A 13,109-nucleotide genomic window follows, 5' to 3' on the forward strand; every position below is an offset into this window, starting at 1 on the left:
GTTAGGATTAGCGATCGCCCGAGGGGCGGTGGCAGAGCCAATCGCCAATCAAATTATTCACGCTCATCAAGGTAGATTGAGGCTAGATAGTCTACCAGATGGGCGAGCATTAGTTTCCTCTACTTTACTTCGTAATTTGTTGGTATCTTGATGGATGGTGATTCTTGTGTAGTGTAACTGCTTGTAACTATCAGAGAGTACTAAATTAAGTTAACAACTTAGTTTTAGAGCATTTACGGGAACATCATCCCAAGAATCAACAGTACGGAGATTAGCAACCCAACCATTTCGCTTTTGTTCTTCGGAGAGGCTATTTTGCCAATTCTGATGACAATCATGAGCCGCTTCCTCGTCAACACAAGCAATACAAGAATATACTATACCGCCTGGATCTATTTGTTCATTTACCCAAATAGTTGATTGTGACATTATTTCATTATTAATATAGTGCTACAAAGATTATAGTTATAGCGAAGGTAAATTGATCTCATCAGAAGAATTATCTTCGTCATTATTATTCAAATTAGGTAATTGAGGAACCTCCGCTTGTTTCTTGCGACATTTCTTAGTTACCGCATCGCATAGATAAGCCACACATTTTTGTTTATTATCTTTTACTGAGCATTTTTTACAAACTATGCCACCAACGCTAGCAGTTTTGCAGTCATAACCAAGTTGACTCAAAACACTAACCGTAGCATTTTCCAAACCATCAGTAAGACCTGCATACTCTAAACCCATGCTGGGAGAAGGAGTTATCAAAACAACTGAAATAATCGCAACAGGAACCTGCAAAAGCGAACGTACATTCATAATCTTCCTCCACAAAAATATTAACCAATACGAGTATATATTCTGCAAAGTGATGCGGTCATTAATTCTAGTTCAGTGTGAACTACCCTCATGTCTATACGCCCTTCGACTTCCTAACCAACAGACTGCCTCGTATTGAGAAAAAAGCGATCGCCTTAACTAACAGAAGATCGCCCTCAGACAAATTAAATCAAGATAATTACTTAGACCCAGAAAAAATCAGGGTTTTCCAGATTGAAGTGCATAACTCCTGGAAAAGTGAATCCAAATTGAACGATGTGACGTATCCAATTACAGAGTGCCTTAGTTAAAAAAAAATGATGAATAGTAGACCAGGAATGTTTTATAGCGAACTCTATTGAAAATAAATGCAGGTTACAAATATTTTGTCCCCCCAAGATAACATCAATTTAGCGAGAGAGTCTGTGAATAAAGAACCTGATAATTCATTGATCGCCAATAGTCCCGATCCAAACATACCAAAGGATGAAGAGGTTTTTGAGGCATTTACTCAAGGGGATATATCTGCTTTAGGTATGCTATACGATCGCTATGGACTGTTAGTTTATCGTTTGATTTATCGGATGTTAAACAACTCTCAGGAGGCAGAAGACTTAACTCAAGAAATTTTTCTCAATCTACAAGTCAAGTCTAAATTTAATCCCGAGCGAGGATCTTTTTATACTTATTTAATGACTTTAACGCGATCGCGAACCATAGATCGCTTACGTTCCAAACGTTCCCAAGGACGTTTTTGGCAAAATATAGGCAAATTAAAAGATTCCATCGAGCAGCAAAAATCGGATAGTCCTATGGAAGTTGTTTCCACCGAAGAAATTTCTACTCAGGTTAGAAATGCCTTACAGCATCTATCTCCCAACCAACGTCAAATTTTAGAATTATCTTATTACGAAGGATTAAGTCAATCAGAAATCGCCAAACGTATAAATATTCCTCTCGGTACAGTTAAAACCCATAGTCGTCGTGGACTAATACAGCTAAGAAAAAATTTACATAATTTAGTTAATTAGAGATGATCAACAATCCTCGATCGCACAATTTAGATGAAATCTTAGCGGGATATGTTTTGGGAGATCTTGATGAAGTAGAACTTGTCTGGCTCAATGAGCAATTGGCAGCTAATCCTCAACTAAGAGAGCAAGTCGCTCAACTAGAATCGACCTTAAATCTTTTGCCCTATGGCTTACCGGAAGATGTACCCCAAAATAATCTTCGCAGTCAGATTTTAGCTCAAGCTAAGCTGAAGCCAGTATCTCCCAAATTTCGCTGGGGTTGGATTATTAGTGCTGTCACAGCAGTAGGTACTTTGTTTCTGGCTATAAATAACTTTAGTTTGCGTCAACAAATCGCTTTTACTGAAAATCGCCTACAGCAACAGCAAGAATTGATTACTTTATTACGTCAACCCAATAATCGCTTAGTAGCCTTAACAGCAAATGATGATGTCGTAACAGCATCGGGTAGTTTATTTATTTCCCCTGAGAGCAATACAGCAGTTTTAACGTTAAAAAACCTTGATGCTTTACCTGGAAAACAAGTGTATCGCTTATGGGCAGTATCTCAAGGTCAAAAGATTGGTTGTTCTAATTTTACCCCTAATGCCCAGGGTGAAGTACATCTCAACTTATCTTCAGACGATGTTCTTTTTAATGCCAGTTCAATTTCAATCACTATTGAACCAGAACCAGATACAGAGCAGCCTCTAGGACGCGAGTTTTTATCAGGTTCTTATGCCGAAATTTAATTTTTATCAAAAATATATTTATGAAACCATATCCTAGAGTGGTCATTGTAGGGGCTGGTTTTGGTGGGTTACAAACTGCTCAATCTTTGGCAGAAAAAGGAGTTGAAGTTCTTTTAATAGATCGTCATAACTATCACACCTTTATTCCCCTACTCTATCAAGTTGCTACAGCCCAATTAGCTCCCGAGCAAGTTGCTGTTCCGATTCGTACTTTGCTGCGTAAGGCTAAAAATCTTTACTTCCTTCAGGCTGAAGTTCAGCAAATTGACTTCCCTGCCAAAGAAATTAAAACTGATCGCAAGACTCTGATCTATGACTATTTAGTTTTAGCCACTGGTAGTAAGAGTAATTTTTTTGATGTTCGTGGTGCAGAAAAATATGCCTTTCGACTTAAAACTCTTAATCAAGCGATTAAGCTACGCAATCATTTATTGCGCTGTTTTGAACAGGCAACCCTAGTCTCAGACAATGCTCAACGAGAACAACTATTAACCATTGCCATTGTAGGTGGGGGGGCAACGGGAGTAGAATTAGCTGGCTCTTTAGTAGAACTGATTACTAATTCTCTGCAAAGGGATTTTCAGCAACTAAATCCCCAAGAAGTTAAGTTACTCCTCGTGCAAAAGAGCGATCGCCTTTTTACCGAGTTTCCTAGATCTTTGGGCAATTATACTGCCAAGAAACTAAGACGCTTAGGAGTAAAAGTATTACTAGATTCGAGAGTAATTACAGTCTCTGCCGATGGTTTGGAACTTGATGATGGTACGTTCATAGCAGCTGCTACTGTTATTTGGGCAGTGGGTGTTTCAGGAGCAATTCCTAAATGTTTTCCTTTCCCCACTACAGGAAAACAAAGAAAAGTGAAAGTATCTCCCACCCTTCAACTAGCCAATTATCCCGAAGTCTTTGCCATTGGCGATCTTGCCCACGTCCCATCCCATAAATCTCTATCTGGGGTTGCCCCAGAAGCTTTACAACAGGGAGTCTATGTTGCTAGGGCGATTGTTAAACAACTCCAGGGCAAACGAATTAAACCTTTTAGTTATTTCAATAAAGGCAGATTAGCAATTATTGGCTGTTATGCAGGAATTGGTCAAATTGCGGGGGTCAATTTACGAGGTTTTTTACCTTGGCTTTTTTGGTTAACAGTCCACCTTATTTATTTTCCTGACTGGCGTAACCGCTTAATGATTACTTTGACTTGGCTACATAATTATTTAATTGGCGATCGCCCTGTACGTTTGATTTTATCAGATCCCAAATCAGCTTCTATCGAAAGAACAGTCCCCTTAGAGATTAAAAACTAATACAGCAATACGAACTTTTATTAGGACACTCATTACTCGTTACTCGTTACTTGTTACTTACGAGCAATCAAATAAACTTGTCCTAACGTAACTTTGTACGGCTATACATTCAAACCTTTTATACCTATCCAATTACTCAGGAGATAAACCCATGCAAACTAATTCTATTGACCGCAATAATTTTTCAACTTATGCCTTATTAGGTTTACGTATTCTTTTAGTACTAATTTTTCTCTATCATGGAGTCCCTAAAGCAATATTTTGGTCAGCAGCAACCGAAAAGTTTGTTGGCTTTGGCTTACCTGGTTTCCTGGGGCCAATTACTGGTATTGTCGAAGTAATTGCTAGCGTCTTGCTTTTGTTTGGGCGTTTTTGGAAAATCACCAATTTAATCCTAATCTTTATTATTGCCGGTGCGATCGCAACTGTTCAAATCCCCAGTTTTGTAGCCGATTCTTCCAAGGTTGCTGGCTTAGAAAGAGATTTATTGATTTTAGTAGGGCATTTAACCCTACTCGCTTTCGATCCCAAGGGAAGGTTAGTAGTAGGAAATAAAGAGTAATACCAAATCCGCATCTCAAAACACTAACAAGAGAATATTTTTGTGTATTAGCGATCGCTATAATTGAAAAATTATTGAATAGATAGGAAAGTAGTAATTATAGGAGCAAGTTCAGGAATTGGTCTAGCTACTGCGAAGATGGTTTCAAAATTAAATGCTACTGTGGTCATATCAAAATGCTACTGTGCTAAAAAAGTTGGATCGAGCCGCAAACTCTATTGCAGGTAGTGTAGAAGCTATTATTCTTGGGAATTAATATCTTTGTCTGGAAAGTTTTGTAGATGTTGTTCTCCCCAGTTACAAAGAACTTCTAAAACAGGTTGAAGACTTCTTCCGTATTCTGTAAAAGAATATTCTACTTTGGGCGGAACTTGAGGATATGCATTACGATGTACCAGACCATCTTTTTCTAATTCTCGAAGTTGCTGAATTAACATTTTTTCTGAGATTGAGGGCATTAATCGCTTTAGTTCGCCAAAACGCCTTGTACAGTCTTTTAAGTTCCACAAGATTAGAAGTTTCCATTTACCGCCCAAGACTTTTAAGGTTGTTTGAACATACTTAGTTCCTACTACTTGATCGTCTGACATTTCTATAATCTCTAATGTTTCTATTTCTAAGAATACTTACAAAAAAGTAAGTACTTCTAAAAAAGTAAGTATGAATATATATTGAATTTGAAAACAATTGAGAAAGATAAAAGACAAGTTAAATCATGGTAAATTTGGCAGGAAAAACCGCAATTGTTACAGGTTCATCTCGTGGTATTGGTAGAGCGATCGCTTTGCGACTAGCGGGGGATGGTGCAAACATTGTTGTAACTTATCACAGCAGTAAAGATACGGCAGAGAAAGTAGTTAAAGAAATTAAAGAAAAAGGAGTAGATGCGATCGCATTACAAGTGAATGTTAGAGAAATAGAAGATGTTCGCCAGATGTTTACTAAAGCCATTGAGCATTTTGGCAAGGTAGATATTTTAGTCAATAATGCTGCGGGGAAGAATATCTTCAAGCCGACTGTTCAAATGACTCCTGAAGAATATGACAGTATGTTTGACATTACTCGCGGGGTTTATTTCACCTTACAAGAAGCAGCTAAACAGCTAAGTGATAGTGGCAGAATTGTTAGTATCTCAACAGGAGGGACATCAATGACTATACCCGCAGGTGGAGCTTATGCTGGCTCAAAAGCAGCAGTGGAACAATTTAGCAATAGTTTGGCAAAAGAATTAGGCGATCGCAAAATAACTGTTAACACAGTCGCTCCAGGAGTCACTGATACTGATGGCTTAGTACTAGAACAAGAACAAATAGACCAACTTATTAACCAAACTCCATTGGGTCGTCTGGGCAAACCTAATGATATTGCTAATGTAATTGCGATGTTAGTTAGTGATGATGCTCAATGGATTACAGGGCAAAATATTCGCGCTACTGGAGGAATTATTTAAACGCCATTTCAATCATTAAAAATTTAGCGTAGAGCGATCGCGCTTTGCGCAGTGGCTTTGCCAATCGCATTTAGGATGATATAGCTCTTGTTCAAATTGCTGATACACCCCGTATCAATACTGTTGCGATCATTAAAAGCTGTAGGTAAGAAGTATGAACTACGATACAAATAGCTCCATAAATTCTCACCAACCTGTTACCGTGCTGGTAACACGTAGTCCCCGCCAAGAAAATCAAAAAGAATTTGAACAAGCTTTAGCCGATACTATTGATGCTGCGCTGGAGTTTCCTGGGCATCTTGGGGTAACTGTTCTCAAGCCACAAAGAGGGGAATCAAACGATTATCGGATTATAGTTAAATTTGCTTCAGAAACAGACTATCAAAGATGGTGTCGATCGCATGAAGCAGCTTACTGGTTCAAAATCCTCAATCGTCTAGAAGATAAGCCACCAAATCTGGAAGTAATGACAGGGTTAGAAACTTGGTTTACTGTTGATAGTTCCGCATCCCGCCCGATGATTCCTCCACCTCGCTATAAAATGGCGATCGTTACCTGGATAGCAATTTTCGTCCTAATTGTACTAATTAATTTACTTTTAGGTAGCTTTCTGGCAACTCTACCAATGCTATTGCGTAGTTTCCTGTTGACCGTTGGATTAGTTGCTTTAATGACCTATGTTGTCATGCCTCGAATGACTCGATTATTTAGTGGCTGGCTATATCTTAAGTAGTGTTTAGTATCTATGGTAAAGTTGTTTCAAATCATACTTATTACTCATTACTTATTACTTAATTTTTCAAGTAACCTATACGAAACGGATTTAGAATGATTGGACTCCATCCAGGCTTGGCAATCGTCAATCTCAAATCGCAAGAATCAACAAAAAAAAGCAATATTAGACAAGTTTAAGCAACATTAGACAAGACAGGAAAATGTTGTAAGTTGTATGCTTCTCTAGTAAAGCAAATACAGAACGTTAACTCGAACAAGGTTGAATTGGCTTTTTGTTGGCACCAAGAAATGACTTTATCTATTTTTTGTTTCTAATTGTCAATTTATAAATTTTGTAGGCGACATAATACAAATGATTTATACACAACAGTCACAATTTGCTACTCCTTTAGTACGTATTTCCGCCTCAGTTGTAGCAGTTACGATGCTGTTGGGTATTGGTGGCTGTGGTGGAGAAAAAGAGCAAGCAAGTCAACCCCAGGCAGTCGCGGTCAAGTTGAAAACCATAGAATCTGCCACCCTCATTGATAGTAGTGAGTATGTAGGAACTTTAGAAGCAAGAGAGCGAGTAAGTCTGGCACCTCGTACCGAAGGCAGAATCCTAGAAATATTTGCTCGTCAGGGCGATCGCGTTAGTCGGGGCGATCCCATAGTAAAGTTAGAACCAACTCAAGAACAAGAAAATGTCAATGCTGCGACCCAAAGTGTCAACGTTGAAAAAGCTAGATTAGGTCAAAACCAAGCCGAACTGAGAACAGCAGAAGCGAATCAAGCAGCAGCAGCAGCAGAGGTAGAAAGCGCCAAAGCCGATGTTCAAGATGCAGCAGCAGCAGTTGAATTAGCCAAAATAAATATTGAACGTACCAGAATGCTAGTAGAGGGTGGAGCATTGGCGCAACAAGATTTAGATGATGATAATCGCGATCTTAAAAGTGGTATTGCCCAGCTAAATTCCCGCAGAGAAACCTTAAATGCAGCAACCAAATCTTTGGAAGCTGCAGAGAAGCAGGTAGAACAAGCCAGAGCAAATATTGATAGCCAGAATGCAACCATCAAACAGGTTGAAGCAGAATTAGGCTCGATCAGTCAAAATCTGGCTTTTAATACTATCAATGCACCCATCGATGGTGTTTTAGGCAGTTTTGATGATAAGAAAGTCGGCGATTACGTCGACATTGGTGAAGAATTAACCACGATTACCAATAATCAAAGCTTCGATCTCAATGTCAATATCCCGGTTGAATATCGCGATCGCCTTAAGCCAGGATTAACGGTAGAGATAGTCAATGAAGATGGTAGCCCAGGAACTAAAGGAGAAATTGCCTACATTGCCCCGTTAGTTCAACAAAATACGCAATCAATTCTAACTAAAGTTACTTTCCCCAATCAAGGAAGTCTCAAAGATCGGGAATATGTCAGAGTTAGGGTGATTTGGGGCAAAAAACCAGGGGTATTAGTACCAACTAATGCTATATCCACTTTAGGAGGACAAAACTTTGTCTATCTGGCAACTGAGGCTAATTCTCAAGAAGAAAGTAGCACTCAATCTTCCAATGAAAGTAATTTGCCAGAAGAGAATAACTCTCAGTCTCCCAATGCATCCCTAATTGCTCAACAGCAACCAATCAAGTTGGGTAGCATTCAAGCACAAAATTATCAGGTGCTCTCTGGTCTTCAAGAAGGAGACAGAATCGCTGTTTCTAATATTCTCAGCCTTAGAGATGGCACACCCATTCAACTTGTTGAATCAGAACAGGCTGTGTCTGAAGTGAGTAATGAGTCCCGTCAAGCGGGATCGAGATAATAAGTAATGAGTAATAAGTAGGGAATAAAATTAATCTACTAAAAAAAGAATGTCCATCTCAACCCCATTTATCAAACGTCCTGTCTTAACTACTGTTTGTACGATTGTGATCGTGCTTTTGGGAGTTATCTGCATAGCATTACTGCCTTTAGATAAATTGCCCCAGATTGCACCCAAACAAATTACGGTGCGAGCTAATTATGTGGGTGCAGATGCTAGAACTACTGTAGATAATGTAACTACGGTACTAGAGAGAGAAATTAACGGTACAGAAGATGTTAAATGGATTAATTCCAATACTGATAACAATGGCAATGCAACTATAAATGTTTCCTTTCCAATCGAGAAAGATACGAATATTTCTCAGGTATTAGTCCAAAATAGGGTCGCTCAGGCACAGTCTAATTTACCTCAAAGTGTTATTGCTACTGGAGTAACCACCGAGAAGGAATCTCCTAGTATTACTTTGGTATATGGTTTTTATTCTGAGAAAAATGAAGCGGGTGAATATTATTATGACCCAGTATTTTTGCAAAACTATGTCGATCGCTATTTATGGAATGAATTAAAACGAATTGAAGGAGTCGGCAGTCTGAGAATATTTGGTTCGGCTACCTATTCGATGCGGATTTGGCTCGATCCTAATAAGTTAGCTGCGAGAGGATTAACTTCTACCGACGTGGTTAATGCGATCGCCAGTCAAAACTTTGAAGTCGGTGCGGGGGGTGTTGGTAGGCAGCCAGTACCCCAAACCCAACAATACGAACTACCATTGCGGGTTAATGGGCGATTTACCAATGTTGAAGAAGCAGAAAGCTTGGTAGTGCAAGCAGAGAGTGACGGTACGCTAATCAAGATTAAAGATGTCGGACGAGCAGAACTAGGGGTAGAAAATTACTTTACCCAAGCTGTATTTGATGGAGAAGACCCGGCAGTTGGCTTAATTGTCTATCAGCTTCCTGGAACTAATGCGCTGAATACTGCTGAGTTGGTTAAAGCAAAGATGGCGGAATTAGAGGTTGATTTTCCCAAAGGTTTAAAAGCGGAAATTGCTCAAGATAATACCCTATTTATTAATGCTTCTTTGCAAGATTTGGTACTTACTTTGGTACAGGCGATCGGACTAGTAGTTTTAATCATCTTTGTCTTTTTGCAAGACTGGCGCACTACCCTAATTCCCGCGATCGCTATTCCTGTAGCTTTAGTGGGAGCAATGATTGGCTTACAGGCTTTAGGATTTACCCTGAATCAATTGACCTTATTTGCTTGTGTACTGGCAACGGGTTTAGTGGTAGATGACGGGATTGTGATTGTTGAGGCTGTTTCGGCTAAACTGTCTCAGGGAATGCGTCCTGTACAGGCAGCATTAGATGCGATGGAAGAATTGGTAGGGGCTGTACTATCCACTTCTGTAGTCTTGCTGGCGGTATTTATTCCCGTAACTTTTTTCCCAGGAACCACGGGGATTGTTTATAAACAGTTTGCTCTAACTATAGCTTTTGCCGTCGCCTTTTCGACTTTCAATGCCTTGACTTTTTCTCCCACTATGTCGGGGGTGTTTCTGCGTCCTACTCAACCTGTAAAAGGACCTTTGGGCTGGCTATTTCCTAGATTTAACCGTGTTTTTGACTGGTTAAAAGTGCGGTATCGAAGTTTAATCGAATTTCTCACCCGCATGAAACTAGTGGTGATTGCTGTCTTTATCGGTGGTTTAGTATTGACGGGTTGGACTTATACCAGTTTGCCTCAAGGATTTGTTCCTGAAGAAGATCAAGGCTATTTCTTTACTATTATCGAAGCACCGCCAGGAGTTTCCCTTAGTTACACTCATAACGTTACCCAACAAGCAGCCCAAATAGTCATGAGTCACGAAGAAGTACAGCACTCCATGGCTTTGTCGGGATTTTCTTTTGACGGTCAAAACAGCAACAAAGGGGTGATGTTTGTTAAGCTCCATCCCTGGAGTGAGAGAACAGGCGATTCTGGTTCGGTATTTGGGTTACTACAACGTATTAATCAGGAGTTTCAGCAAGAAATTGATCGTGCTCTAGTATTTGCTGTCAATGCCCCTCCCGTAGATGGTTTAAGTAACTTTGGTGGTTCCGAAATTTATATCGAAGATCGCCAGGGTAAGGGAATGGATGCCCTGATTAGTAATACTCAACAGGTAATTGCCGCAGCTAGTGAAAGACCAGAAATTGCTCAGGCAATAAGTACTTTTACCTTTGATAGTCCGATGTTGGAAGCAGACATTGATCGCAATAAAGCTAACGCGCAAAACGTTGATGTCAGCGAGATTCTTAATACCTTGCAAACCTATCTCGGTTCTAACTTTGTTAATCAATTTGTTCTCGATGGTAGACTCTATCGAGTATATGCCCAAGCCGAAGCGGCAAATCGTACTAATCCCGATGATATTAATCGACTCTATGTGCGATCGCGTGATGGTGAATTAATTCAACTCAGTAATTTAATTAATGCCCAACGTATTTCTTATCCCCCTATTGTCACTAACTACAACGTTTATCCAGCGATCAAAGTAAACGTCAATCCTTCACCAGGCTATAGTTCTGGTCAAGTAATTACCGCCATGGAAGAAGTTGCAGGGGCAACTCTACAACCAGGTTTTGGTTATGAATGGACCAATACCGCAGCCGAGGAAAAAACCGCGGGTGGTGCTGCACCGTTGGTATTTGGTCTCAGTTTTGTAATGGTGTTTTTAGTGTTAGCGGCTCAGTATGAAAGCTACATCGATCCTCTGATTATTATGCTCACTGTTCCCTTAGCTATTCTGGGTGCATTGGGAGGAATTTGGCTGAGAGCAACTTTTCTCCAAGCAGGAGGAGTTTGGCCTGTTCTCAACAATAATATCTATGTCCAAGTAGGATTAGTTATGTTGATCGGTATGGCAAGTAAAAATGCAATCCTGATTGTGGAATTTGCGAATCAAAACCGTGACTTAGGCATGAGTATTAAAAAAGCCGCGATTTTCGCTTCTGAGCAGAGATTTAGAGCGATTTTAATGACCGCAATATCTACTTTAGTCGGGTTTATGCCTTTATTAATAGCCTCTGGTGCTGGTTCAGTCAGTCGCTGGTCGCTTGGTACGGGTGTGTTTGGCGGGATGCTCGTAGCAACAGTTTTGAGTCTAATCTTTGTCCCGATTCTTTATATTGTGATCAAAAATTTTGAACAGTCTTTCTTGAAAGGAGGCAAGAATAAAGACTCCGGGACTCGGAGAAATAGAGATGAGGAGAATAATAGAAAGAGAACAACAGATGCGACAGAAGAACAATCAACAATCAGTAATTAAATAATCCGAGTTAATTTTATCTTAATAGTTTGGCGCTCTTTAGCTACTATTTTAATTGATCAACCTTACCTGTTTCAAAATGTTTAAAAACTGGAATTTGAATGATTGGATGAACAATGGCTTATTTTTTCTAACAGTTTTAATCCTATTTTGTTCGTTTGTATTTTTCTGATTTTTACTTTAGTTATGAATGTAAGAATGCTAATTTTTTCGGGAATAATGACCGCTTTAGTTGGTGCTTTACTAGGATTAGTCGTAGCTCACATAGCTGAAAGAGAATCTCGGCAAAAAGTCGCAATTGTTGTCGGTTCTGGTTTGGGTTTTGCGATCGGAGTTGGTTATGAGGCGATGCAGCAAAATCGTGAACGAGAAGAAGCGGACTGATCGATATTGATGATGTGGAGTGTGGGTTTAGGAGTGTATCAATTGTAGTGATAAAAAGTAATATGTTTAATCTCAGTTTTAGCCGATATAAAAAAAGAGTATAGTGAGAAAACCTAGTTGCTAATTTACGCGGATGTCTAATTGTTTTAGTAGTAGCAATTACTGCTCTAAGTAGTAATAAAATTTATTCTATAGCTATGATGTTTTTGACAATATTTACCTTGGCTTATCTAAGTCAGAGACCACGCTATAAATAAATAATTATCAATTGATTATGCTTTCACAAATAGTCCGCCCTATGGTTAATACTCAAATTCGTTTATTAGCCAAAAGTCAAGCAACGCGATCAACTTTAATCAAAACTATTATCAAATGGCTTGGTTTTCTGGGGGTAGAAGCCAAAGTTACCCAACTCGATACCCTAGGAGACAAAATACAGGTATCAATTACTGTCGCTCAACCAGATACCAGTGAAGATAATGACTGGCAGGAAATCCTAAATCATCTTAATCAAGATACTTCAGAAACAATTGAGTTTGCCAGCGATCGCTCTAGTTCAATTCCAGCCGCTCAAGAAACAAAGTATCAACGCATCCTTGCCTATGCGATTCAAATGAGTAATCCAGATAAGATTGATTGGGAACAAGTTTATCCTCAATTACAGTTATTGGGACTAGAAGAATCAATGCTCCTGGGAATCAAATCAGCCTTGAAAGTCCCTCAATCGATAGATCGACTAGTCAAAGATCTTGATGCTGATGTGGCTGCGGTAGCACTTTCCCAAACAGCTAGTATTGCTTTACTCGATCGCCAGGTCAACCCAGAAGAATATCAAGCCTTACAAACGTTACTCAAGGCGATGGCAGACAACTGCCGCTAAATAATTTTGGATATTTTATTTCTTGGAGTTCCCCTAGCTAATTACTAATGGCTTTTAGCTTTTATTTACCAGTTCAATGGTTCGGACTAAATATTC

The 13,109-nt window shown here is 39.4% G+C and carries 15 protein-coding genes; 12 read left to right on the forward strand and 3 right to left on the reverse strand.

Features of this window, described 5'->3' with window-relative positions; all coding sequences use genetic code 11:
* Positions 1-28: 28 nt before the first annotated feature.
* Positions 29-151 (forward strand): hypothetical protein, encoded by a 123-nt coding sequence (locus tag PLEUR7319_RS43170; protein WP_256380644.1) that lies wholly within the window; start codon positions 29-31, stop codon positions 149-151.
* Between the two features lie 59 nt (positions 152-210).
* Here PLEUR7319_RS43170 and PLEUR7319_RS0117275 read toward each other — a convergent pair whose 3' ends face one another.
* Together PLEUR7319_RS0117275 and PLEUR7319_RS0117280 are read right to left on the reverse strand one after the other, a co-directional pair.
* Positions 211-429 (reverse strand): hypothetical protein, encoded by a 219-nt coding sequence (locus tag PLEUR7319_RS0117275; RefSeq protein ID WP_019506477.1) that lies wholly within the window; start codon positions 427-429, stop codon positions 211-213.
* 36 nt (positions 430-465) lie between these two features.
* On the reverse strand, positions 466-813 hold the full coding sequence (locus PLEUR7319_RS0117280; RefSeq protein ID WP_019506478.1) for a hypothetical protein: 348 nt from the start codon (positions 811-813) through the stop codon (positions 466-468).
* A gap of 77 nt (positions 814-890) precedes the next feature.
* On the opposite strand from PLEUR7319_RS0117280, the gene PLEUR7319_RS40770 reads away from it, so the two are divergent.
* The 5 genes from PLEUR7319_RS40770 (at position 891) to PLEUR7319_RS0117300 (ending at position 4,447) form a co-directional block, all read left to right on the forward strand.
* Positions 891-1,124 (forward strand): hypothetical protein, encoded by a 234-nt coding sequence (locus PLEUR7319_RS40770; protein ID WP_144054332.1) that lies wholly within the window; start codon positions 891-893, stop codon positions 1,122-1,124.
* Positions 1,125-1,238: 114 nt separating this feature from the next.
* Positions 1,239-1,844, forward strand: a complete 606-nt coding sequence (locus tag PLEUR7319_RS0117285) for a sigma-70 family RNA polymerase sigma factor (protein ID WP_237743586.1) — start codon at positions 1,239-1,241, stop codon at positions 1,842-1,844.
* Positions 1,845-1,846: 2 nt separating this feature from the next.
* The gene (locus tag PLEUR7319_RS0117290; protein WP_019506480.1) at positions 1,847-2,578 is read left to right on the forward strand and encodes an anti-sigma factor; all 732 of its coding nucleotides are present in this window, start codon (positions 1,847-1,849) and stop codon (positions 2,576-2,578) included.
* A gap of 20 nt (positions 2,579-2,598) precedes the next feature.
* Positions 2,599-3,885, forward strand: a complete 1,287-nt coding sequence (locus tag PLEUR7319_RS0117295) for an NAD(P)/FAD-dependent oxidoreductase (RefSeq protein WP_019506481.1) — start codon at positions 2,599-2,601, stop codon at positions 3,883-3,885.
* Positions 3,886-4,036: 151 nt separating this feature from the next.
* Positions 4,037-4,447 (forward strand): DoxX family protein, encoded by a 411-nt coding sequence (locus tag PLEUR7319_RS0117300; RefSeq protein WP_019506482.1) that lies wholly within the window; start codon positions 4,037-4,039, stop codon positions 4,445-4,447.
* A 239-nt stretch (positions 4,448-4,686) separates the two neighbouring features.
* On the opposite strand, the gene PLEUR7319_RS0117305 is transcribed toward PLEUR7319_RS0117300, so the two are convergent.
* Positions 4,687-5,037, reverse strand: a complete 351-nt coding sequence (locus PLEUR7319_RS0117305) for a helix-turn-helix domain-containing protein (protein ID WP_019506483.1) — start codon at positions 5,035-5,037, stop codon at positions 4,687-4,689.
* Between the two features lie 125 nt (positions 5,038-5,162).
* On the opposite strand from PLEUR7319_RS0117305, the gene PLEUR7319_RS0117310 reads away from it, so the two are divergent.
* From PLEUR7319_RS0117310 to PLEUR7319_RS0117335, 6 genes are all read left to right on the forward strand, one after another.
* Entirely contained in the window at positions 5,163-5,897 is a 735-nt protein-coding gene (locus PLEUR7319_RS0117310; RefSeq protein WP_019506484.1) for a glucose 1-dehydrogenase, read from the forward strand.
* 154 nt (positions 5,898-6,051) lie between these two features.
* Positions 6,052-6,630, forward strand: a complete 579-nt coding sequence (locus tag PLEUR7319_RS0117315) for an antibiotic biosynthesis monooxygenase (protein ID WP_019506485.1) — start codon at positions 6,052-6,054, stop codon at positions 6,628-6,630.
* Positions 6,631-6,984: 354 nt separating this feature from the next.
* Entirely contained in the window at positions 6,985-8,436 is a 1,452-nt protein-coding gene (locus PLEUR7319_RS0117320) for an efflux RND transporter periplasmic adaptor subunit (RefSeq protein WP_019506486.1), read from the forward strand.
* Between the two features lie 49 nt (positions 8,437-8,485).
* Positions 8,486-11,749: an efflux RND transporter permease subunit gene (locus PLEUR7319_RS0117325; protein ID WP_019506487.1), complete on the forward strand. Its 3,264-nt coding sequence runs from the start codon at positions 8,486-8,488 to the stop codon at positions 11,747-11,749.
* A gap of 186 nt (positions 11,750-11,935) precedes the next feature.
* The gene (locus PLEUR7319_RS0117330) at positions 11,936-12,133 is read left to right on the forward strand and encodes a hypothetical protein (RefSeq protein ID WP_026102590.1); all 198 of its coding nucleotides are present in this window, start codon (positions 11,936-11,938) and stop codon (positions 12,131-12,133) included.
* Positions 12,134-12,431: 298 nt separating this feature from the next.
* Positions 12,432-13,013: a hypothetical protein gene (locus PLEUR7319_RS0117335; RefSeq protein ID WP_019506489.1), complete on the forward strand. Its 582-nt coding sequence runs from the start codon at positions 12,432-12,434 to the stop codon at positions 13,011-13,013.
* Positions 13,014-13,109 lie beyond the last annotated feature (96 nt).

The sequence above is a fragment of the Pleurocapsa sp. PCC 7319 genome, assembly GCF_000332195.1.
Taxonomy (GTDB): Bacteria; Cyanobacteriota; Cyanobacteriia; order Cyanobacteriales; family Xenococcaceae; genus Waterburya.